The organism is Stappia sp. MMSF_3263, assembly GCF_030733745.1.
Lineage (GTDB): Bacteria > Pseudomonadota > Alphaproteobacteria > Rhizobiales > Stappiaceae > Stappia.
On record NZ_JASHIK010000001.1, the window covers coordinates 209,584 to 232,252 of the forward strand.

Below are 22,669 nucleotides of genomic sequence, written 5' to 3' on the forward strand. Positions count from 1 at the left end.
TGCCGTCTCAATCGGCAGGCCGTCCGGCCGGGGACACCGGCAGCGTCACCTCGGCGATGGCATCGTCGTCAGGCGAGGAGCGGACGGAAAAACCGAGCGCCGTGCACATGGCGAGCATGGTGGTGTTCTCCTTCAGCACCTCGCCCTTGATCGTCTCGATGCCGTCGGCAGCGGCATAGTCGATGATCATCTGCATCAAGGCCCAACCGAGCCCCTGTCCCTTCAGCGAGGACTGAACCAGGATCGCGTATTCGCCGGTGCGATGATCGGGGTCGGCATGCAGTCGCACCACGCCGAGAATGTCGCCGGTCTCCGGGTCGGACGCGGCGAAGGCCATGGCGCGCGAATAGTCGAGTTGCACGAGACGCGCCATGAAGGCGTGGTTGAATTCCTTGACCGGCGCGAAGAAGCGCAGGCGCAGGTCCTCCGGGGACACTTTCTCGAAGAAACGACGATAACGCTCCTCGTCCTCCGGCCGGACCGGGTGAATGTCGACGCGCGTGCCGTCCTTCAGCGCCAGGTCCCGTTCCCACTCCTTGGGATAGGGAGCGATCGCCAGCCGTGACGTCGGGCTGCGGCCGGGATGCACGCGCGCCTCGCAGATGGCGATGCGGGCATCGAGCACCGTCACACCACTTCTGTCGGCAATCAGCGGGTTGAGGTCGAGCTCGCGGATTTCGGGAATGTCGACAGCGATCTGGGCCACCTTGACCAGCGTCAGGGCGATGGCGTGCATGTCCGCCGCCGGGCGGTTCCGGAAACCTTCGAGCAGGTGGCTGACGCGGGTCCCGCGCACTATTGCCTCTGCAAGGTTGAGATCGAGGGGCGGCAGTCCGATTGCGATGTCTCCCATCACCTCGACGCCGGTGCCGCCATGGCCGAAGAGCAGGACCGGGCCGAACGTCGGGTCGTCGGCGAGGCCGATGAACAGCTCGCTCGAATGGGCGTGGTGCAGCATCGGCTGCAGCGTGATGCCGGTGATCTCGGCGCCGGGATGGGTTTCGGCGATGCGGGCGAGCAAGTCCCTTGCAGCGTTCTCCACCGCCTCCGGCGTGTCGAGGTCGAGCAGGACGCCGCCAACGTCCGACTTGAAGGGCAGTTGCGGGGATACGAGCTTTGCCGCGACCCTGTCGCCGGCTCGTATCAGGTCCGCGGCAATGGACGCCGCCTCTTGCGGATTTCGCGCCAGTCGGGTCTCCACCTGCGAGATGCCGTAGGCTGCCAGCATCCTGTGGATTTCCGGCGGGGTAAGCCATTGCTGCCCGCGCGAAAGAGCCATGCGCACCACGTCGCGGGCCGTTTCCGGGTCGGGCTGGAAGTCAGCCGGCAGGCTGGGCGGTGCGGCCATCAGCATGTCGCGACCATCGGCATAGCGCACCAGATGCATGAAGGCGCGCACCGCCTCCGACGCGCTGCCATGGCAGGGGATGCGCGCCTGGTCGAGCGATTTGCGCGGCAGCGGTGCGCCGGCTGTCAGGGCCACCAGCAGCGGTTTTCGTCGCCCATACGCCGATCCTCCGGTGGAGCCGACCTGCGCCAGCGCGTTGGCGGTGTCTTCCAGCGATGTGAAGGCGGACGGGGCGACGACCGCGAGCACCGCATCGACATTGCGGTCCGCCAGCAATGCGCCGGCGGCTTGCGCATACGCCTCCGCGCCGGCGGTCTCGCACAGGCACAGGGGGTTCGATGTGGGATGTCCGGGGCGCTGGCTGGCCGCGAGTGCGCCAGCCGTGTCGGGGTGAGGTTCGGCCAGGACCCCGCCCTGCCGCTGCAGCTGGTCGGCGGCCAGCGTCGCAAGGCTGCCTCCCGTTGCGACGATGGCTAGCCGTCGTCCGCTGACCGGCTTCACCCGGCTGATCGTCTCCACCGCCTCGAACATCTCGTCGATATCCTCGACCCGAAGAACGCCGGCGCGTGCAAGGGCAGCGTCGTAGACCGCATCGGCCACCGCGATCCGCCCTGCATGGGTGACGCGTTCGCCGCTTACTTCCCGGCTGGCGCCGGACCGCAGCACCACCACCGGTTTGGAACGGGCGGCGGCGCGCGCCGCCGACAGGAACTTGCGCGGATTGGCGATGGTCTCCAGATGAACCAGGATGGCGCGCGTGCGATAGTCGAGCGCGAACCAGTCGAGCAGGTCCGAGACGTCGATATCGGCGCGCTGCCCGAGCGATGCGACGCCTGAAAAGCCCACTCCGTTCGCCGCCGCCCAGGAAAGGGTGGCGTTTGCCACCGTGCCGGAGCGGGCGATGAAGGCCAGGTCGCCTGGGCGCGCGTCGCAGGCACCAAGATGTGCGGAGAGCTTTGCGACAGGAGAGGCGAGGCCAAGGCTGCCAGGTCCCAGGAGACGCATCGTCGCCGGCCGTCCGGCCTGCAGCGCCGCCGTGATATCGGCATCGCGCCATCGGTCGTAATGCGGCGAAAGGGCGACGGCCGCGCGCGTTCCCGATGCCGCGAGCGCCTTGACGGTGGCTGCGGCCTCGTTCGGCGCGCCGAGCAGGATGGCAAGCTCCGCCCCTTCCTGCATGTCCGCAATGCGCCGTTTCGGGCGAAAGCCTTCCGGCAGGTCCTTGCCGCATCCAACCACGGTCTTCGTGCCGGAAAAACCGCCCTCGGCGATCCGTCGCAGCAACAGTTCCAATGCCCCCGCGCCAAGGCGATTGGGGCCGGCAACGACGATTGACCGCGGCCGAAACAGGGCGTCGAGATTGCGGATCGTCATGGGCCCGTCTCCTGCAAGGCGCGCGATGCGTGCCAGGGACGTCGAAATCCCCGCGCCGTGCCGGGGGTGGTTCTCCTGACCCTAATGCGGCGGCCGGAGGGAGCAACTGAAAGGCGCCGCCATCCCCCCGAATGGCGGCGCCCTCCCGCCACGCCGGCCGCCGGAAGCGGCCTTGCGTGAGGGGAAACGCGGTCTTGTCCGGTTCAGTGTGCCATCAGCACGGGAACGGTCATCGAGGCGAGAATGTCGCGGGTCGCTCCGCCGAACAGGAACTCGCGCATGCGCGAATGGCCGTAGCCACCCATCGCGATCATGTCGACGGCATGGTCCGAGACATAGTTCAGGATCGCGTCGGCGACGCCTGAATGCGGGCGCGGGACCACGTCGATCGTGACCGACAGGCCGTGCCGGGCCAGATATGTGGCGATGTCGGCGCCCGGTTCCCCCTCGTGGCGACGTCCGGTCTCGACGATCATCACGGTGACCTTCTTCGCCATCTGCAGCATCGGCATCGCGGCATGCACGGCCCGGCTTGCCGTCGGGCTGCCGTCCCAGGCGACCATCACATTGTTCATCGGCAGGCCGCCGCCGATATAGGGCACCACCAGAACCGGTACTCCCGCTTCGAACAGCACCGTCTCGATGAGCATCTCGCGCATGGGTTCCGGTTCGTCCGGATTGTCCTGGCCGACGACGACAAGATCGGTCAGCCGGCAATGGGCCAGCACCGCTTCCGCCGAGCCGCCGGTAATCACCTCGGCAGTGCGTGTCTCGGAGGGGACGCCGGCCTTGCGCGCCAGTTCGGAGAAGGCCTCGCCGGCCGTATGCGCGGCCCGCAAGGCCTGGTCGCGGGCGATGGCGACATAATCCGCCGGCATCGGGCCGGCGATGAAGCCGGGGACGACCGGCTCGAAGGCGACGGTCAGGCCCGTCGCATGTGCCCCGGTGCGGCTGGCCAGTTGCAGGGCCACCTGTGCCGCCTGCTGCTTGCCGGCGAGATCGACCAGCGTGAGGATGTCCTTGATCGCCATGAGATACGTCCCTCCTTGAACGGAGGCTTCGGCGCGATGCCGCAGCCTCCATGAAAGTTGCCTATATCTAGGACGAAGACGAAGGCCGATCTTTGACCGGGATCAATCCGAAAGCAATCGCCTGCTAGACGGACTTGAGCGCTTCGCGGGCGATCACCAGGCGCTGGATCTCCGAGGTACCTTCGTAGATCGTCGTGATCCGCGCGTCGCGGGCCAGGCGTTCCAGCGGATAGTCCTGGATGTAGCCGGCGCCGCCATGCAGCTGCAGCGCGGTGTAGGTCGCCTTCTGCGCCGCCTCCGAGGCGAACAGCTTGGCCATCGACGCTTCCCGGGCGAAGGGCTTGCCGGCATCCTTGAGTGCGGCCGCCTGCAGGATCAGGAGCTTTGCCGCCTCGAGTTCCGTCTCGCGGTCGGCGATCATCCATTGCACGCCCTGCATCTCGGCGATCGTCTTGTCGAACTGTCGGCGTTCCTTCACATAGGCCTTGGCCCGCTCCATCGCGGCGCGGGCGATGCCAAGCGACAGCGAGGCGATGCCGATCCGCCCGCCGGCAAGTTCGCCGACGGCGATCCTGAACCCGTCGTTCGGGCGCCCCAGGATGGCGCTTTCCGGCACGCGGCAATCCTGGAACAGCACTTCGTTGGTCGCCGAGCCCGTCTGGCCCATCTTCTTCTCGGCCTTGCCGATGACGAGACCGGGCGTGCCCGCCTCGACCAGGAAACAGGTGATGCCCTTGCCTTTCGGCGCGCTCTTGTCCGTGACGGCCCAGACGACGAAGACGCCGGCATACTCTGCCGAGGTGATGTAGAGCTTGGCGCCGTTGAGGACGTAGTCGTCCCCCTCGCGCACGGCCTGCGTGCGCATCGAGGACGGGTCCGAACCGGCGCCGGCCTCCGTGAGGCAAAAGGCGCCGGCGGAATAGGTGCCGTCCGTCAGCTTCGGCAGGTAGGTGGCCCGCTGCTCATCGGTTCCCACGGCCTGGATGACTTCCGCGACCATGTTGGAGACCGACACAGTCACCCCGGTCGAGGCGCAGGCACGTCCGAGCTCCTCCACGGCAAGCGCGAAGGCGACCGTGCCGGCGCCCGTTCCGCCGTGGTCCGGCGACACGTTGAGGCCCATGAAGCCGTTTTCCGCAAGCAGCTTCAGGTTGGCGAGAAAGGCTTCCCGGCCCTCACCCTTGTCCAGTTCGTCGGCCAGTGGCGCGATCCTGTCCTCGGCGAGCTTTCGCGCCGTATCCTGGATGAGATACTCTTCCTCGCTCAATGAAAACTGCATCTGCGTCCTTTCAGGGCAATGGTGGCAACCGGGGGCCACGGCCGCTACGATTGATCATGACAACAGCAAATTCATACGGGCAGGCTCCGGCCGTGTCCACGCCCGAGGGGACGGTGGTGGATGCAACCGGTGCGAGCGCCGCCCGGCCGGATGCGTCATGGCCGGTCCTGGGCCTGCGCCTGTCGCGGCGGGTCTTGCGCAGGCTGGTGCTTGTGTTGCCGCCGCTGGCGGTGCTCGCCGCCGCCGTCCTTGCCGCGGACTGGGCGGAGGAACGCTCGCGCGAACGCAGCGACGCGGGTGCCCGCGAGCGGTTGACGCTCTACCGGGAGACAATCCTGAGGGAGCTGGAGAAATACCGCTACCTGCCCTACATCGTTGCCCGCGATCCGCGTGCGGTCGGGGTGCTATCCGATCCGGCGCAGACGGACGCGGCCAATCGCTTCCTCAAGGACCTTGCCGCGACCACGGGGGCGGACGCCCTTTACGTCATGGACCGGAACGGCCTGACGGTTGCCGCCAGCAATTTCGATACGGCCAATTCGTTCATGGGCCGCAACTATGCCTTCCGGCCCTATTTCCAGGCGGCGCTCGACGGCGAGGAGGGGCGTTTCTTCGCCGTCGGCGCGACGACCGGCGAGCCCGGCTTCTTCTTCGCGCGTTCCACGCCCTCCGGTGTGCGGCCGCGCGGCGTGGTGGTGGTCAAGGTCGACATGGACAGGCTCGAGCGCAACTGGCTCGAGGGAGGCGAGACGGTGATCGTCACCGACGTCCACGGCGTTGTCTTCCTCGGCACCCGCGACGACTGGCGCTATGCCTCGATCGCGCCGCTCGATGACATGGTCGTCGCCGCCATCCGCTCCGACCGCCAGTATGGCGGCGAACGGCTGCAAAGCCTTCAGGAGGGACCGGCGCATGCAACCGATCTCGAGATCGGCGGAACGGCCTATCGGCAGGCCCGGCTGAGGGTCGGCCTGCTCGACTGGTCGATCCACTACTTCACGCCTCTTGCGGAAGTGCGTGCCCCGCGCCGGACGGTGTGGGCGGCCGCCTTCGCGCTGATCCTGGTCTATGCGGTCGCGCTGCTCTTCCTGCGCAGCCGGCGGCTTGGCCGGGTGACGGCCGGTCTGCGCCAGGACGCGGCGAGCCTGCGTGATCTCAACCGGCGGCTTGTCGACGAGGTCGACGAACGCCGCCGCGTGGAGCGCGAATTGCGCGAGACCCAGGCGGATCTGGCGCGGGCAAGCCGGCTTGCGGCGGTCGGCCAGATGTCGGCGGCGGTGGCGCATGAGCTCAACCAGCCTTTGGCCGCGCTTGGCATGTTCGTTTCCGGGGCGCGGCTCTATCATCAGCGCGGCGAGGCGGCGGAAGTGCTCGAAAACCTGGACGAGATCGACGCCCTGCGCCTGCGCATGGCGAGCCTGACGCAGGAACTCAAGCGCTTCGCCCGGCCGGGAGAATCGCGCATCGAGACGGTCGACCTGCGGGACTGCCTCAAGACGAGTGCCAAGCTGGTGCGCCCGCGTGTCGAGGAGACCGGCGTGGCGCTGCACCTGCACCTGACCTCCGCCGACCTTCTGGCGACCACCGCGCCACTCAGGGTCGAGCAGGTTCTGGTCAACCTGATCCGCAATGCCATCGATGCCTGCCAGGGTGAAGCCGAGCCGCGTGTCGAGGCACGTGCCTGGAGCGAGGGAGGGAGCGCCATGATCGAGGTTGCCGACAATGGGGCCGGCATTCCCGAGGAGCTGCGCGAGCGGATCTTCGAGCCCTTCTTCACGACCAAGCCCGCGGCAGCCGGTCTCGGACTGGGGCTTGCGATTTCCGCAAGGATCGTCGAAGACCTCGGCGGCGGCCTGAGCGTGCGCGGGGGCCGGTCGGGCGGGGCCTGCTTCGTCCTGTCATTGCCGCTTGCGCGGCAATGAGCGTCGGGGATTGAAACAGGCGGCCGATCCGCGTCACGGGGCTGGGATCAATGAGCAGGGACACTGACACGACATCGGGGGCAGCATCGGTCGCGGCCGACCGGACGCCGGTGCTGGTCGTCGACGACGATCCGTCGATGCGCGCCGGCCTGCGCCAGTGGATGCGGCTCGCCGGGTTCGAACCGGTCGAGGCTGTCGATGCGGAAGCCGCGCTCGGGCGGATCGATGCCGCCTTTCCCGGATGCATCGTGTCCGACGTGCTGCTGCCCGGTGCCAGCGGCGTCGATCTCCTGCGCCGGGTGAAGGAGATCGACAGCGAGTTGCCGGTGGTGCTGATGACCGGCCATGGCGACGTACCGATGGCGGTCGAGGCCATGCGCCAGGGAGCTGCCGACTTCATCGAGAAGCCGTTTGATCCCGACCTTCTGGCTGCCGTTGTCCGCCGGGCGGTCGAGCGCCGCCGCCTGGTGCTGGAAAACCGCGCCCTGACCCGCCGACTCCAGGATCTGAACGGCCTTGCGGCACGGTTGATCGGGGAATCCGCACAGATGCGCGCGCTGCGCGAGCAGATCTCCCATTTCGCGGCGACCGATGCCTCGGTGATGATCGTCGGTGAAACGGGAACCGGCAAGGAAGTCGTGGCGCGCGCGCTGCACGACCTGTCGGCCCGCGCCGGCGGCCCCTTCGTCGCCCTGAACTGCGCCGCATTGCCGGAGACCATGGTCGAGGCGGAGCTTTTCGGCCACGAGGCCGGCGCCTTCACGGGCGCGGGCCAGGCACGTGCCGGCCGCATCGAGCAGGCCGAGGCGGGCGTGCTCTTTCTCGACGAGATATCGGCGATGCCGCTGGCGTTGCAGCCCAAGCTGCTGCGCGTCCTGCAGGAACGGGAGGTCGACAGGATCGGCGGGCGTGGCACGACACGCGTCGATATCCGGGTTGTCAGCGCCGCCAACATGGACCCCCATCGAGCGGTCTCGCAGAACCTGCTGCGGCAGGACCTGCTCTACCGGCTCAACGCCGTCGAGATCCGTATTCCGCCCCTGCGCGAACGCGGCGGCGACGCGCGCCTCCTGTTCGACAGTTTCGTCAATCGCTTTGCCTCCGACTACGGGATCGAGCCGGCGCCGCTTGCGGCGGACGATGCCGCCTTCCTGCTGGCCCATGACTGGCCGGGCAATGTGCGCGAGTTGCGCAACGCGGCGGAACGCTACGTCCTCAACACGCCGATGGGCGCTCCCGCCTTGCGGACATTGGCGGGCGGTGCGCGGGACATGGAGGACATGCGCCGGCATGGGCGCCTGCGCGACCTGATGGAGGGCTATGAGCGGCGGGTCATCGCGGATGCGTTGCGCCGCCACGGCGGCAGCGTCGCCGCGGTTCTGGCCGAGCTGGACCTGCCGCGGCGCACGCTCAACGAGAAGATGACGCGCCTTGGCCTCACCCGCGGCGACGTCGACCCTTCAATGGATGCGTGAGCGTATCGGCAAGATCTTGCCGATTGCACGGGGACTATCGGCAGGATCTTGCCGGGGGCGGACAGCGGTTCCGGTCGAGCGTTAATCTTTCGTTGAGGATTGGCGCGGGTTGCGCATGCCGGCAGCCAACTGGCATGGTGATTGCTGATGGAATTGCAATCGCCTGCCTGGGAGGGCTGGCGAGAATGGCAAGACAGGCCGCGACGGGGCCAACCCGCCGGGCCGGAAATTATCCTTGGGAGGACTGATATGAACATTTCCCGCAAGCTGGTCGTGCTGGGCACGGCCACTATTCTCGGTTTTGGCTTTGCCAGCGAGACCATGGCGCTTGAGTGGAACGTCTCCGTGTGGGGCAAGCGCCGTGCCTTCACCGAGCACATTGAGAAGCTTGCCGAGCTGGTCAGCGAGAAGACCAATGGCGAGTTCACCCTCAACATTGCCTATGGCGAGGCCCTGTCCAAGTCGCGTGAGAACCTCGACGGCATCTCCATCGGCGCCTTCGAGATGGCGCAGATCTGCGCGTCCTATCACGAGGACAAGAACCCGACCCTGACCGTCATCGAGCTGCCGTTCCTCGGCGTGCCGGACCTGCCCACGCAGATCGAGCTCGACAAGGCGATCTACTCGCATCCGGCAGTGGTAAAGGACCTGATGCGCTGGGATGCCAAGCTGCTGATGTCCTCGCCGATGCCGCAGTACAATTTTGTCGGCAAGGGCGAGGTCCCCACCAAGGTGTCGGACTTCGAGGGCATGCGCGTGCGTGCGCTTGGCGGCATTGGCCAGGCCATGCAGACCATCGGCGCGGTTCCCACCACGGTGACCGCATCGGAGACGTTCCAGGCGATCGACTCCGGCACGGTGCGCGCGGCATCCTTCGCGCCCCATGCCCATCTGTCGTTCAAGACGGTGGAGGCCGGCAACTGGTGGACCACCAACATGAACCCCGGCACGGTCAGCTGCCCGGTCGTCGTCAGCGCGGCCGCCTATGACGCCCTGCCGGACAATTTCCGCGAAGCCCTCGACAGCTCCGTCGACGCCTCGCTGGATCACTACCTTGCCACCTACGACAAGGTCTACGAGAAGTGGTACCCGACCCTGGACGAGATGAAGATCCAGAAGGTCGAGTTCACCAAGGAAGAGCTTGACGCCTTCAAGGCGAAGGCCGGCAAGCCGCTCTGGGACGCCTGGGTCCAGAAGATGAATGCCCAGGGCATTCCCGGTCAGGAGCTTCTCGACCTGGCCCTGTCCAAGCTCAACTGATCGCACGCCGATGCAACGGGCCGTCCGCACGAACCGCGGGCGGCCCGCCGCACGGGTTGCCCCGGCCTTGCGACCGGCGCCGCGTGTGACCTGAGTTCCGCCCAGACCCTTGAAGCCGTTTCACCGCCCGCAACGGGACCAGTGCCTCAGGCCCTGCCTGCGATGCCGGTTTCCGGGCAGGGGAGCCGCGTGCGCACCGCTGTTTGCGGGTGCGTCTCGGCACCAGCCTGACGAGCGGCCGCACGGCCGGAGTTAGCCATGACATCGCCATCCGCACCAAGCGGCCGGCCGGGCACCTATATCCGCTTCGACGGATGGCTGCGCGGTCTGGAAAACGCTTTCAATCTCGTCGCCGCCGCCAGCATCCTGTTGCTGATGATGCTGGCCGTCGTCCAGATCGTCGGTCGCAACGCCTTCAACTGGCCCGTTCCCGGCTTCATCGACATCACCGAACAGGCCATGGCCGTGTTCGCCTTCATGGGCATCGCCTATTGCCAGCGCGTCGGCGGTCACATCCGCATGGAGCTGTTTCTCGGCAAGCTTTCCGGCCGCGCCATGTGGATCGCCGAGATGATCGGCATCATCGGTATCTGGATCGTCGTCGCCGCCCTCATCTACGGCTCGTGGTTCCATTTCGAGCGCTCCTGGTCGTTCGGCGACAGCACCATCGACATCGGCCTGCCCACCTGGCCGTCGAAACTGGTCATTCCCGTCGCGCTGTCGCTGCTGCTGCTGCGCCTGACGCTACAGCTTTACGGATACTGGCGGCTGGTGCGCGACCCGTCGGCCGAGCCGATCGCCGTTCCGGTGATCAGCGATGTCGAATCGGTTGCCAAACACGAGATCGAGGAAGCGCTCGGCGACGATGCGGACGAGGCCTCCGGCAAGGAAGGAACGCACCGATGACCCCGTTCGATATCGGTCTCATCATGACCGGCTTGCTCCTGGTTCTGGTTGTACTCGGCATGCGCGTCGCCTTCGCTGCAGCGCTCGTGGGCACGCTCGGCCTGATCGCCATCTTCAGCATGCGGATGGGTTTCGAGCGCGGCGTCGTAACCGCGCTGAAGATGGCCGGCACCATCCCGCACTCCAAGTCGGTAACCTATTCGCTGTCGGTGCTGCCGACCTTCATCCTGATCGGCTTTCTGGCCTTCTATGCCGGCTTCACCCGCCAACTCTTCGAGGCGGCCAAGCGCTGGCTCGGCTGGCTGCCGGGCGGCATGGCGGTCGGCACGGTCTTCGCCACCGCCGGCTTTGCCGCCGTCTCCGGCGCGTCGGTCGCAACCGCTGCCGTCTTCGCACGTGTGGCGATCCCGGAAATGCTTGCAGTCGGCTATTCCAAGCGGCTGTCGGCGGCCGTCGTTGCCGCCGGCGGCACGCTTGCCTCGCTGATCCCGCCCTCGGCCATCCTCGTCATCTACGCGATCCTGGTCGAGCAGTCGGTGGCCAAGCTGCTGCTTGCCGGTTTCCTGCCGGGCATCTTCTCGGCCCTGATCTACATTCTCATCATCATCGGCATGGCGATGTGGAAGGGCGATGCCCCGGCTGTCGGTGGCTTCACCTGGAAGCAGCGCTTGGTCTCGGTTCCCGGAACGCTGCCGATCATCGCCGTCGTGGTGATCATCTTCGGCTCGCTCTACTACGGTTATGCCACGCCGACGGAAGCCGGTGCCCTGGGTGCCTTCGTCGTGCTCGTCTCGGCCTTCGTCAACGGCATGCGCGGCAAGCAGTTGTGGCAGGCCCTGCACGAGACGGCCAAGCTCACGGTGATGATCTTCACGCTCATCTGGGGCGTGCTCGTCTATGTTCGCTTCCTCGGCTTTGCCGGCCTTCCCGAAGCGTTCGAGCAGTTCATCGTATCGCTGCATTTCTCACCCTGGCTGATCCTGATCATGATCCTGTGCGTCTATGCGCTGCTCGGCATGTTCATGGACGCCATCGGCATGCTGATCCTGACCTTGCCCGTGGTCTATCCGGCGGTGATGGCGCTGAATGGCGGGGAAAGCGTCGCCGCGGCGGACAGCACCTTCGGCATGTCCGGCGAAATGTGCGCGATCTGGTTCGGCATCCTGGTGGTGAAGATGGCCGAGCTCTGCCTGATCACACCGCCGATCGGGCTGAACTGCTTCGTCGTCGCCGGCGTGCGCGACGACATTCCGGTGCAGGAAGTCTTCCGGGGCTGCACGCCCTTCTTCGTTGCCGACATCCTGACCATCGGCGGGCTGGTCGCCTTCCCGGCGATCGTCACCTTCCTGCCGTCGATCATGTAAGGGCGGGCAACAGTCCAAACATCGAAGGGGCGCCCACCGGGCGCCCCTTTTCGTTGGTGCCGTCCAAAGCGCGCGGTCAGAACAACGAGCCCTGTCCCTTGCTCTCGGCCTTTGCGGTCTTGCCGGTCTTTCTGGGACGCCCGGCGGCCGGCGGCGTGGAAGGGGCGGCGGCACCATCCCCGCCCGCAATGGCGGCAAGCCGTGTCTCGTCGCCGAACTCGATCGAAAGCGCCGCGCCGGCGGAAACGCCCGTGGCCGAGCGCAACGGCTCGCCGTCGCCGCCGCGCACCAGCGCGTAGCCGCGCCCCAGCACGTTCTTGTAGGACAGGCTCTCAAGCAGTTTCACCGTTGAGGACAGTCTTGCCCGCTCCGTCGCGAGCCGCTGCAAATGCGCCCGCTGTGCCCGCGCCTCGAGACCGGCGAGCCGCTCGCGCCCCAGCGAGACGCCGCGCGACAGGGCATGGGGGGACAGGCGCGCGGAGGCGGCATCGCAGCGCCCGCGCTTGTCGCGAAGCCCGGCGCGCAGGGCCGGTGCGAGCCGTTCGCCGTAGGTATCCAGCCGTTGCCTGGGCAGCGCCAGCAGGTCGCGCGGCGAGGGCAGGGCCGCCGACGCTGCCCGGAGTTCGGTGCGCCGCCCGGCGATCAGCCGAAGCAGTCCGGAAATGGTGCGCCGGGCAAGGTCGTCGAGCGAGGCGATCAGTTCGCCGCGCACCGGCACGGCAATCTCGGCCGCACCCGTCGGTGTCGGCGCGCGCAGGTCGGCGGCATGGTCGATCAGGGTCCAGTCGGTCTCGTGGCCGACCGCGGAGACCAGCGGGATCTGCGAGGCGGCGGCGGCGCGCACGACAACCTCCTCGTTGAAGCCCCACAGGTCCTCGATGGAGCCGCCGCCGCGCGCCACGATGATGAGGTCGGGACGCGGGATCGCGCCGTCCGGCTGCAAGCGGTTGAAGCCTTCGATGCCGTTCGCCACCTCTCGCGCCGAGGTCTCTCCCTGCACGCGGACCGGCCAGACCAGCACATGCAGAGGAAACCGGTCGGAGATGCGGTGCAGGATGTCGCGAATGACGGCGCCGGTCGGCGAGGTGACAACCCCGATGACACGCGGCAGATAGGGTAGTGGGCGCTTGCGCGCCTCGGCGAACAGGCCCTCGGCGGCGAGCTTCTTGCGCCGTTCCTCGAGCAGCGCCATCAACGCGCCGACGCCGGCCGGCTCGATCGAATCGATCACCATCTGGTATTTCGACTGCCCCGGAAAGGTGGTGACCTTTCCGGTCGCGATCACTTCCAGTCCCTGTTCGGGCTGGATCTTCAGCCGCGATGCCTGGCCGCGCCAGATGACGCCCGAGAGCACCGACTGGGCGTCCTTGAGGTCCAGATAGATATGGCCGGACGCCGGGCGCGAGATGCGGCCCAGTTCGCCGCGCACGCGCACATAGCCGAACGTGTCCTCCATCGTGCGCTTGATCGCGCCGGAAATCTCTGACACCGAGTATTCGGTAATGTTGCTGTCGTCGGACAAGGTTCGTATCCATTCGCTGTCTGGTTCCCGCGAGGGGACCGTACCCGGGCGCCGCCGTCAAGACCGCGCGCCCGCAAGTCCACGCAAGCTTTGAGGACCGGCTCCCCGATGCCCCGCTACGAATTCCGCATGCAGCGTCTTTTCGTCGAACCGGATCTCGGGCCGGGCGCGGCACTGCCACTCGACCGGGCGCAGTCGAATTACCTGCTCAACGTGCTGCGGCTCAAGGACGGCGACGAGGTGCTTCTGTTCAACGGCCGGGACGGAGAATGGCGCGCGGCGATCCGCCAGGAGGGACGCAAGCAGGCGTCCCTGGTCGTCGGCGAGCGCACCCGCGCGCAGGCGCCGCTTCCCGATCTCCACTATCTCTTCGCCCCGCTGAAACATGCGCGCCTCGATTACATGGCGCAGAAGGCGGTGGAGATGGGGGCAGGCATGCTGCGACCCGTCGTCACCCGTCACACCCAGTCGGCGCGGGTCAATCTGGAACGCATGCGTGCCAATGCGGTCGAGGCCTGCGAGCAATGCGGTGTTCTCGCCGTGCCGGAGATCCGCGAGCCGGTCTCGCTGGAGGTGCTGCTTCAGGGATGGGAGGCGTCGGAGCCGGGGCGCCGTCTCGTCTTCTGCGACGAGGGCGAGGCGAGCCAGAACCCCCTCGATGCGCTTCAGGGGCTGGAGCGCGGGCCGCTCGCCGTGCTGATCGGGCCGGAAGGGGGCTTCTCGGAAGAGGAACGGACCCTGCTGCGCGCCCGTCCTTTCGTCACGCCGATGCCGCTGGGGCCACGGGTGCTTCGCGCCGACACCGCGGCCGTCGCCGCGCTTGCCGTTCTCCAGGCTGTCCTCGGCGACTGGCGATAGGCGCTTTTTTGCCGCGATCAAGCGCAGAACATTGATAGGTCATCACAAAAAAACGCGTTTGTTTTGATCCGGGCGCCTGAGTAAGGTGCGCGCCAACAGCGCGAAGGAACCCATCTTCATGGCCCGCGATACCATTGATTCGACCCCAGTATCCGGGGTTTCTGAACTTGCCGCTACACTTGAGGCGGGGTGCAAGCCGGAAAGCGATTTCCGCATTGGCACCGAACACGAGAAATTCGGATTCAATCTCTCCGACAATTCCCCCATTCCCTATGAGGGACCGCGCGGCATCGAGGCGGTTCTCAAGGGCATGGAGGGGTTGCTCGGCTGGGAGCGCATCGAGGACAACGGCCTGATTATCGGGCTAGCCGATCCGGTCGGCGGGGGAGCCATTTCCATCGAACCGGGCGGACAGTTCGAGCTGTCGGGCGCGCCTCTGGAGAACCTGCACCAGACCTGCCGGGAGACGAACTGTCATCTTGCCCAGGTGCGCCAGGTTGCCGAGCCGCTCGGCATCGGGTTCCTTGGGCTCGGCATGACGCCGACCTGGGCCCGCGAGGACGTGCCGGTGATGCCCAAGTCGCGTTACCAGATCATGACGCGCTACATGCCCAAGGTCGGTTCGCTCGGCCTCGACATGATGTACCGCACCTCGACCATCCAGGTGAATCTCGACTTCTCCTCGGAAGCCGACATGCGGGCCAAGATGCGCGTCGGTCTGGCGCTGCAGCCGGTCGCCACCGCGATCTTCGCCAATTCGCCTTTCACCGACGGCAAGGTCAACGGCTTCAAGTCCTTCCGCGCCGAGATCTGGAAGGACACGGACAACGATCGCTCGGGGCCGCTGCCGATCGCCTTCCAGGACGGGTTCGGCTTCGAAACCTATGTCGAGTGGGCGATTGACGTGCCGATGTATTTCGTCAAGCGCGGCACCACCTATCACGACGTCACCGGCACCACCTTCCGAGCCTTCATGAACGGCGCGCTCGAAGGCGTGATCCCGGACGCCCGCCCCACTCTGGGCGACTGGAACAACCACTTGTCGACGCTTTTCCCAGATGTCCGGTTGAAGAAATATCTGGAAATGCGCGGCGCCGATGGCGGCCCGTGGCGGCGGATCTGCGCGCTGCCCGCGCTCTGGGTCGGGCTCCTCTACGACCAGGGCATGCTCGACCAGGCGGAGGAGATGATCCGCGACTGGACCGCCGAGGAGCGTGTGCAGCTTCGTGACGAGGTGCCGCGCCTCGGGCTGGAGACGCCGTTCCGCAACCGCACGGTCCGCGATCTCGCCAAGGACATGGTCGCCCTGTCCCGCGAGGGCCTGAAACGCCGCGCCCGTCTTAACGATGGCGGTCAGGACGAGCGGGTTCATCTGGCGGCGGTCGAGGAGACGCTGGCAAGCGGCATGACGCCGGCCGATGTCATGCTGCGCCGCTATCACGGTGAATGGGGCGGCGATCTCTCGAAAGTGTTCCAGGCCTACGCCTATTGAAAACCCGTCCATGCGGACGGGCCATTTGACCCGCCCGCATGGACGTCGGAAGATGCGCCATTCCAAGCGGAGAGGCGCAGCATGACCGACCGATTCCCCACCTTCGGCGCCTTCGACCCGGCCTCCGTCAGCGAAGCCATGCAGCGTCAGTTCGGCTGGGGCGATGCCGATGTCGCGCGGGCTGCCGAGGCGTTGATGCCTGCCGCCCTCGCCGGAATGCGCCGCTACGCGGCCACCCCGTCCGCCTTCGAGGCGCTGCTCGCCTTTCTGCCGGGCCCGGGGCGGGCAACCGCCATGCCCGGGCCGGAAAGCCTTGTCGGTGAGCCCCTGGCCCTGATCTTCGGTCCGGCCGAGGTCCAGCGATCCGTTGCCCGCTACGTGTCCGAGCAGACCGGGCTCGAGCTCCCCGGCGTCGAGACGATGATGCCGGTCGTCGCCACGCTGGCGCTCGGCCAGGCCGCTCGCGGGTTCACCGTAGGCCCGGCACGGGAGCTGCTCGACGCGTTCCTGGCCGGCTACGCGCGCGGCCGGCCGAAACCCGTTCCCAATCCGATGCGGATGATGGCGCCCTATACGGAGGCGATGCGCTCCTTCTGGGATGGCTATCTCGGCCTTGTCGGGGCCGCCACAGCCACCGGCATTGCCGCGCAGCAGGGAGAAGAAGAGGAACCCGCGCCGGAAGTCTCGCCCGAGCCTGCTTCAGAGCCCGCCCTTGAACTTGGCGATGAACCCGCTGACGACACCGCTGCGGATGCCGGATCGGCCCTTGTCGACAGCTGGCTCTCGCTCGGCCGCGATATCCAGGAGCGGCAGATCCGCAGCTTCGAGACCCTGTTCGAGCAGGCGGCGAAGAAAGACTGACAAGACCGACTGAGCTGCCGGCGTACCGCTTCAGGCTTGCGGAAATTCGATCCGGAAGGCTGCGCCGCTGCCCTCCGTTGCCGGCTCCAGCAGGATGCGCCCGCCATGGGCGCGCAGCAGGCTGGCAACGATATGCAGCCCCATGCCGGTGCCGCCGCTTTCCCGCCGGGTGGTGAAGAAGGGCTCGAAGATCCGCTCGCGGTTGCCGGCCGATACGCCGCGCCCGTCGTCGCGCACGACGACGAGGAGCCCCGCCTTGCTCCGCGTTTCCACGCTCACCGTCTTCGCGCCGTGGACGGTCGCATTCTCGAAAAGATGCGAGAAGACGATCTCCGCCCCCTCCATCGTCAGCGGCAGAAGGACATCATCGCCGTGCTGGCTGATCCGCAGGCCGGGGTGGCGCGGCGCCAGCCCTGCGATCACCTCAGGCAGCCGCGTATGTCCGCGATAGTCCGTCTCGCGGGCCGCCGCCACCTGGCGCAGTGCCTCCATCTGCCGGTCGAGCTGCTGTCCGGCGCCGCGGACCTGGGCCACCAGATGCCGGTCGGCCGGGGACAGATCCGCGCTGTCCTCCAGCAGTTCGGTCGCTGCACGCAGTGTCGAGATCGGTGTGCGCAACTCGTGCGTTACATGATTGGTGAAGCTGCGCACGGTGGTCTCGCGATTGCTCAGCGTCGCGGCCATGTCAATCACGCTGAGGCCCATGTCGTGCAGCTCGCGCGTGCCGAAATGCTCCGGAGGGGCGACCGCCTCGCGGCCCGGCGCGCGCATCGCGGCGGCATAGGCGGCAAGGGCCGTCACCGGCCGCAGCAGCACGCGCAACAGCATCAGCCACAGGATGGCGGTCAGAAGGCCGATGATCGCCGCCAGCAGGACCGCCGCGTGGCGGAAGCCGATTTCCGGGCCGAGATAACGCAGTGCCACGATGCCGGCGAGCGAGAGCGCCAGTGTCCCTGCCAGCGCGCCGCCCAGCACCAGCCAAAGCGAGGGGCGCCACTTGCGGGTCACGGCGCGCAATGTCCCATGCGGATGCCGACGCCGTGCACCGTCTCCAGAGCCTCGCCGCCGCCGGCGCCCGCGAGCTTCTGGCGCAGGTTCCGAACATGGCTGTCGAGCGTGCGGTCCGACACCTGGCTTGCCGGTCCCCAGACGATGTCGACGATCCGCGCCCGAGACACCGTGCGTCCCGGGTCCTGCATCAGGGCGGCAAGGATGCGCATCTCGGTCGACGTGAGGGCGACGGCGGTGCCGTCCAGCCGGCAGTCATGCGCCTGCGGATCGAGCTCGAGCGCCCCATGCCGCATCACGCGCGAGCTTGCAGCGCCGTTTCCGCGCTTGAGGATCGCCCGGACCCGTGCGACGAGCTCACGCGGGCTGAACGGCTTGGTGACATAATCGTCCGCGCCCAGCTCCAGACCGACCACCCGGTCGATCTCCTCGTCCCGCGCGGTCAGGAACAGCACCGGCACCTCGGACTTCGTCCGCAGCCTGCGGCAGACCTCGAACCCGTCGATCTCCGGCAGGCCGACGTCGAGGACGATCAGGTCCGGCCGCTCGCGGGCCGCATGGGTGAGGGCGATCTGCCCGTCCGCCGCGGTCAGCACGTCGAAGCCGGAGCGCTGCAGCGTGATCGACAGCAGGTCCCGCAGATGCGGGTCGTCATCGACGACCAGGATTTTCATGCATGCGCCTCCGGACCTTTTCCGCCTCCAGATAGCCGATGGTTCTCCAGGTGCGAAAGTCCCAATCGCGCCAGGTGTCGATCCGCGGTCGTACGGTCCGGCACCAGGCCTCGGAGGGAGCATAGCTCGGGGCCACCGGATAGCCGGTCTCGCAGATGGGCTCGCCCGGGCCCTTCAGCCGGGCGATATTGTGGCTGGCGACGATATGTCCGAAATTGACGAAGGAGCAGAGATAGAGCGTTGCCAGCGCCAGCGCAGCAACCCGCGCGAGCAGCCACCCCGTCGAGCGCTCCTGCCGGATCTGCCAGGCGATCAGCACGAGGCCGAGACCGACCAGTACCGTCCAGATCGCCGCGTGGATGCGCAAAGTGGTCAGCCCGTAGGCCTCGATATAGATCCATAGCCGGTAGCCGGCCGCTGCCGTCAGGACCAGATTCTGGACAAGCCACAGATACATCAGGCCGCGCAGCTGCGGCCGCTTTCCGAGATACGGGCGCGCCAGCACGGCAAAGGCACCGGCCAGCACGGCCGTTGCCATCAGCGCGAAGGCGCCGCGCCGGGCATAGGCCGAATAGGTGAGCCCCTCGGGCAACTCGCCACCGGCGAGCAGGTAGCGGGCATCCGTGCCGACCTGCACCAGCAGCATCGCGTTGAACAGGAAGAGCGCCAGGCTCACCGAGCCGGCATTGAGGCCGAGCCAGCGGCCGACAGGTTCGCCGGCATCCATCTCCCGCTTTGGCGGCAGGACGCCGGACCACGCCAGGAACGGCCAGACCAGCGAGGCGACAAGCGATAGGAACACCAGCCGCCAGAGCAACGGAACGAGGTGGATGTCCAGGACAAGCAACTGGCCGAGCCAGCCTTCGATGACGGGATTGGCCACGGCCAGCAGCACCAGCAGCGCCGCTGCACCCAGCAGCGGAAAGGCGAGCCTACTCGCCGCTTTCAGCACCGTCGTCCCGGTGCTCTCGCCCCGGTTTCCCGCCTGCAGGGCGAGGGAGGCGAACCGGATCGCCCTGAAGGGCTGTTTCACCGACGAGAGCAGCAGAAGGATCGCCCGGGCGATGACCTGCGCCGCTCCAGGTCTTGCGGCGGAGCGTGCCCATACGAGGCTGGCGGCGAGGCCGGCGATGGCGAAGGCGACGGCGAGCAACTGCTGGTACTCGATCAGCGGCAGCTGGCTCGCCAGGAGCAGCAGCGCCGGCCCGCGCGGGATCCTGCGGCCGGGCAGGGTGGCGACCATGGCGAGGAAGACGGTGACGGCGAACGGCACGAAGGCGAGCCCCGGCCAACGGTGATAGAGCAGCAGGTTCGCGGCGACGATGCAGACAATGAGCGCGGCAAGGCTTGCCTGCGGCGGCCAGCCGAAGCGCTCGTCCGGCGGTCCCTGTCGTTCGGCCGGTGCGGCCCGCGGCGCGGATGCGTCGTCCGCCCCGGCTTCGGGTTCCGTGGTGCCCGTCTCGGCCGGGGCCGTGGTCTCCGGTGCTTCCGCCTGTGACGGGGCGGCGGCGGTGACCAGCCACCATGCCTCCCGTTGCAGCGGGCGGGGCAGGCTGCGGTCCAGTGTTGCTGCAAGCGTCATCGGGAGTTCCTTCGGCAGGGACGAGGCAGGACCGGTCCGGTCGGATCGGTTGGCATTCCCGTGCCATGGCGCTTGCGGAGTTCGCCTGAAGGAGTTCTGCAGATTTCGTGCAGATGCTGGCGGAGGCAAAAAAAACCCGCCTCCGGAGAGGCGGGCAAGGTGCGTCGGCGAGGGGCCGACAGGGCCTCGGCACGGGGCGGTGGGAGAGGGTCGTCAACCCGGCCCGGTGCGAAGAAGGTCAGGAAGGCGGGGCGCTTCCCAAGATGCGAACGGCGCGCTGCAGGCGGTGCAGCGCGCCGCGCGCCTTACCGACGGCGGAGCCGCCTTGTGGACAGTGTCGACGAACGGCGCTCGTTGCGCAGGCGGGCGAGCTGCAGGCTCGGGTCCATGTAGTCGCTGCCATACAGGGAGGCGGCCACGTCGCTGCGGGTCACGCCGAGGTCGGCAAGCATGTGCTCGTCGAGTTCGAGCAGTCCGGCGACGGCCTTCCGGTTGCGGTAGCGTCGCCATGCGCTGGCCAGCGCGAGGTAGAAGCTGGACCCGGCGGCAGCGGCAACGGCGCTCGCGGAGAAACGGTAGGATCTGACAGTCTGGGTATCGCATGCCTGTGTCATGGCAACACTCTCCTTTCCGGCGCCCGGGGTTCCGGAGCCTGGTATTTGAACGGCGACGGCTGCCCGTCGCCTCTGGTCGTTTCGTATGAATAGAGATTAGGCGGGAGCGATAGATTTAACAAACGAATGTTTTCGATGGATATCAATCTTCATCTGTGATGTATTGCAGGTCAGGGAAATTGACGCAGCGCCCGCAAGGGCTGCGCGAGCGAGGATCATCCGTCATGGCCCATGCACTCGATATCGACCAGTTGCGCACCTTTCTCGCGATTGCCGAGCTTGGCAGTTTCACAAAGGCCGCCGACGCGGTGAACAAGACCCAGTCCGCCGTCTCCATGCAGATGAAACGCCTGGAGGACCGGGTCGAGAGGCCGATTTTCGTCAAGGACGGGCGGCAGTCGCGCCTGACGGAGGACGGCCACCGCCTGATCGAGTTCGCGCAGCGCATGATCCGTCTCAACGACGAGACGATGACCGCCTTTGCCGAGCCCTCGATCGTTGGCCGGGTCCGTCTCGGGCTCCCCGACGATTACGCCGAACGGCTGCTGCCACAGGTTCTCGCCGCCTTCGCCCGCCTCAATCCGGCCATCGAGATTGCGGTCCAGTGCCAGGGCTCGACCGTTACCGGCGACATGATAGAGCGCGGCGACCTGGATCTCGCGATCGTCACCTCCGGCGATTGCGTCAAGGTCCAGGGCGAGGTGATCCGCCGCGAACCGTTGCACTGGGTGGCACCGGCGAACATGTGCATCCATACCGAGGATGTCGTCCGCCTTGCGCTCGGACCGACAAGCTGTGCCTGGCGCGCCCAGGCCGTTTCGCTGCTCGACCGGATCAATCGCCGGCACGTCATCTCCTATACCTCGTCGAGCGCCGCCGCCCTGATCGGCGCCGTCCAGGCGGGTCTCGCCGTCGCGGTCCTGCCGGAAAGCGCGGTGCGATCAGGCATGCGCATTCTGAGCGAGAGCGACGGCTTCCCGATGTTGCCGCCCTGCGACATCACGATGATCCGGGCCGCCGCGGCGACCGATCCGGTGCATGATGCGCTCTGCTGTCACATTCGCGCGGCGATCGGCAACGTCGCGGCGGAGCTGATGGCCGCCGAGTAGGCCCGCGCAGTCCGGCGGGCGGCGTCAGCCGCGCGTCTTGCCGGTGCGCAGCACCAGCAGGTTGCCGGCGAGCACGCAGGCAAGACCGGTCAGCGCCGCCGCGCCCCAGTGAAAATTCTCAAGCACGGTCGAAACCAGCAGCGCCACGACCGGGAACATCACGGTCGAATATCCGGCGCGCGCCGACCCGATGCGGCCAAGCAGCGTCAGGTAGCAGGCGAAGGCGACCACGGACGCGAAGACGGAGAGATAGACCATCGCGCCGAGATAGGTCGGCGTCCACTCGATGGCGAAGGACGCGCCGCGCGCGCTGGCGAACAGTCCCAGGAAGATCGCGCCGTAGACCATGCCCCAGGCGCTCGCCGAAACGATGGAGATACCGTCCCGCTGGTTCGCTGCCGAGACCATGTTGCCGAAGCAGAACGACAGCGTTCCTCCGATACACAGCGCCAGGCCGAGCAGGGCTTGCCCGTCGAAGCCGCCGCCCGCCTGGTCCGAGATCTGCGGCCAGAACAGAAGCGCGATCCCGGCAAAGCCGAGCACGCCGCCGATCAGCACGCGTCGGCTGATCCTTTGACGGAAGATGACGAAGCCGAGAACCATGTTGAAGATCGAGGTCAGGGAGAACACCACCGACAGGAGGCCGGAGGGGACATACTGGCCGCCATAGTAGAACAGCGTGAAATTGGTTGAGAAAATGAACAGTCCGAGACCGGCGAAACGCAGGTGCGTCATGACCGGGAAGCGCAGTCTTGCGCCGCGCGCCAGCGCCCAGCCCATCATGATCGCCGCCGCCACGACGAAGCGCCAGAACACCGAGACTTCCGGCGGCACGGTGCCGAGCTGCAGCTTCAGCGCGTACCAGGAAAACCCCCAGGCGAGGACGGTCAGGCCGTAGAGGCCAAGGTCGGCCGGGGTCAGGGAAGGGGCATCGCGCGTCGGCGCGCCGGTGGCGAGCGAGGTCATGTGGTCCGGAAAATCCTTTGGGAG

18 protein-coding genes are annotated in these 22,669 nt (G+C 67.3%); 9 read left to right on the forward strand and 9 right to left on the reverse strand.

Annotation, left to right across the window (positions count from 1 at the left end; translation table 11 throughout):
• Nucleotides 1–7 precede the first annotated feature (7 nt).
• The 3 genes from RBB46_RS01020 to RBB46_RS01030 all read right to left on the reverse strand — a co-directional run bounded on the left by RBB46_RS01020 (nt 8) and on the right by RBB46_RS01030 (nt 5,032).
• On the reverse strand, nt 8–2,722 hold the full coding sequence (locus RBB46_RS01020; RefSeq protein WP_306026974.1) for a bifunctional acetate--CoA ligase family protein/GNAT family N-acetyltransferase: 2,715 nt from the start codon (nt 2,720–2,722) through the stop codon (nt 8–10).
• A 203-nt stretch (nt 2,723–2,925) separates the two neighbouring features.
• On the reverse strand, nt 2,926–3,753 hold the full coding sequence (locus RBB46_RS01025) for a universal stress protein (RefSeq protein ID WP_306026975.1): 828 nt from the start codon (nt 3,751–3,753) through the stop codon (nt 2,926–2,928).
• A 124-nt stretch (nt 3,754–3,877) separates the two neighbouring features.
• On the reverse strand, nt 3,878–5,032 hold the full coding sequence (locus RBB46_RS01030; RefSeq protein WP_306026976.1) for an acyl-CoA dehydrogenase family protein: 1,155 nt from the start codon (nt 5,030–5,032) through the stop codon (nt 3,878–3,880).
• A gap of 56 nt (nt 5,033–5,088) precedes the next feature.
• On the opposite strand from RBB46_RS01030, the gene RBB46_RS01035 reads away from it, so the two are divergent.
• The 5 genes from RBB46_RS01035 to RBB46_RS01055 all read left to right on the forward strand — a co-directional run bounded on the left by RBB46_RS01035 (nt 5,089) and on the right by RBB46_RS01055 (nt 11,959).
• On the forward strand, nt 5,089–6,954 hold the full coding sequence (locus RBB46_RS01035; protein WP_306026977.1) for an ATP-binding protein: 1,866 nt from the start codon (nt 5,089–5,091) through the stop codon (nt 6,952–6,954).
• Between the two features lie 50 nt (nt 6,955–7,004).
• The gene (locus RBB46_RS01040) at nt 7,005–8,429 is read left to right on the forward strand and encodes a sigma-54 dependent transcriptional regulator (RefSeq protein WP_306026978.1); all 1,425 of its coding nucleotides are present in this window, start codon (nt 7,005–7,007) and stop codon (nt 8,427–8,429) included.
• A 249-nt stretch (nt 8,430–8,678) separates the two neighbouring features.
• The gene (gene dctP / locus RBB46_RS01045) at nt 8,679–9,689 is read left to right on the forward strand and encodes a TRAP transporter substrate-binding protein DctP (protein ID WP_306026979.1); all 1,011 of its coding nucleotides are present in this window, start codon (nt 8,679–8,681) and stop codon (nt 9,687–9,689) included.
• A gap of 258 nt (nt 9,690–9,947) precedes the next feature.
• Nucleotides 9,948–10,595 carry a TRAP transporter small permease subunit gene (locus RBB46_RS01050; protein WP_306026980.1) on the forward strand — a complete coding sequence of 216 codons (648 nt, stop codon included), beginning with the start codon at nt 9,948–9,950 and terminating at the stop codon, nt 10,593–10,595.
• The gene (locus tag RBB46_RS01055; protein WP_306026981.1) at nt 10,592–11,959 is read left to right on the forward strand and encodes a TRAP transporter large permease; all 1,368 of its coding nucleotides are present in this window, start codon (nt 10,592–10,594) and stop codon (nt 11,957–11,959) included. Before RBB46_RS01050 ends, RBB46_RS01055 begins: the two co-directional genes overlap by 4 nt.
• A gap of 76 nt (nt 11,960–12,035) precedes the next feature.
• On the opposite strand, the gene xseA is transcribed toward RBB46_RS01055, so the two are convergent.
• Nucleotides 12,036–13,481 carry an exodeoxyribonuclease VII large subunit gene (gene xseA, locus RBB46_RS01060; RefSeq protein WP_306026982.1) on the reverse strand — a complete coding sequence of 482 codons (1,446 nt, stop codon included), beginning with the start codon at nt 13,479–13,481 and terminating at the stop codon, nt 12,036–12,038.
• Nucleotides 13,482–13,589: 108 nt separating this feature from the next.
• Here xseA and RBB46_RS01065 point away from each other — a divergent pair, with 108 nt between their 5' ends.
• The 3 genes from RBB46_RS01065 (at nt 13,590) to RBB46_RS01075 (ending at nt 16,692) form a co-directional block, all read left to right on the forward strand.
• Nucleotides 13,590–14,339, forward strand: a complete 750-nt coding sequence (locus RBB46_RS01065; RefSeq protein ID WP_306026983.1) for a 16S rRNA (uracil(1498)-N(3))-methyltransferase — start codon at nt 13,590–13,592, stop codon at nt 14,337–14,339.
• A 118-nt stretch (nt 14,340–14,457) separates the two neighbouring features.
• Complete coding sequence (locus RBB46_RS01070; RefSeq protein WP_306026984.1) at nt 14,458–15,831, forward strand: glutamate--cysteine ligase; 1,374 nt, start codon at nt 14,458–14,460, stop codon at nt 15,829–15,831.
• An 81-nt stretch (nt 15,832–15,912) separates the two neighbouring features.
• Nucleotides 15,913–16,692: a DUF937 domain-containing protein gene (locus tag RBB46_RS01075; RefSeq protein ID WP_306026985.1), complete on the forward strand. Its 780-nt coding sequence runs from the start codon at nt 15,913–15,915 to the stop codon at nt 16,690–16,692.
• A 30-nt stretch (nt 16,693–16,722) separates the two neighbouring features.
• Here the strand turns inward: RBB46_RS01075 and RBB46_RS01080 are convergent, their stop codons facing one another.
• From RBB46_RS01080 to RBB46_RS01095, 4 genes are all read right to left on the reverse strand, one after another.
• The gene (locus RBB46_RS01080) at nt 16,723–17,700 is read right to left on the reverse strand and encodes a sensor histidine kinase KdpD (RefSeq protein WP_306026986.1); all 978 of its coding nucleotides are present in this window, start codon (nt 17,698–17,700) and stop codon (nt 16,723–16,725) included.
• Entirely contained in the window at nt 17,697–18,374 is a 678-nt protein-coding gene (locus RBB46_RS01085; protein WP_306026987.1) for a response regulator transcription factor, read from the reverse strand. The genes RBB46_RS01080 and RBB46_RS01085 overlap by 4 nt, the downstream gene beginning before the upstream one ends.
• Complete coding sequence (locus RBB46_RS01090) at nt 18,352–19,956, reverse strand: DUF4153 domain-containing protein (protein WP_306026988.1); 1,605 nt, start codon at nt 19,954–19,956, stop codon at nt 18,352–18,354. Before RBB46_RS01090 ends, RBB46_RS01085 begins: the two co-directional genes overlap by 23 nt.
• Before the next feature lie 305 nt (nt 19,957–20,261).
• Nucleotides 20,262–20,570, reverse strand: a complete 309-nt coding sequence (locus tag RBB46_RS01095; RefSeq protein ID WP_306026989.1) for a DUF1127 domain-containing protein — start codon at nt 20,568–20,570, stop codon at nt 20,262–20,264.
• A 224-nt stretch (nt 20,571–20,794) separates the two neighbouring features.
• On the opposite strand from RBB46_RS01095, the gene RBB46_RS01100 reads away from it, so the two are divergent.
• Complete coding sequence (locus RBB46_RS01100) at nt 20,795–21,679, forward strand: LysR substrate-binding domain-containing protein (RefSeq protein ID WP_306026990.1); 885 nt, start codon at nt 20,795–20,797, stop codon at nt 21,677–21,679.
• Nucleotides 21,680–21,703: 24 nt separating this feature from the next.
• On the opposite strand, the gene RBB46_RS01105 is transcribed toward RBB46_RS01100, so the two are convergent.
• Complete coding sequence (locus tag RBB46_RS01105) at nt 21,704–22,645, reverse strand: DMT family transporter (RefSeq protein ID WP_306026992.1); 942 nt, start codon at nt 22,643–22,645, stop codon at nt 21,704–21,706.
• Nucleotides 22,646–22,669: the final 24 nt, after the last annotated feature.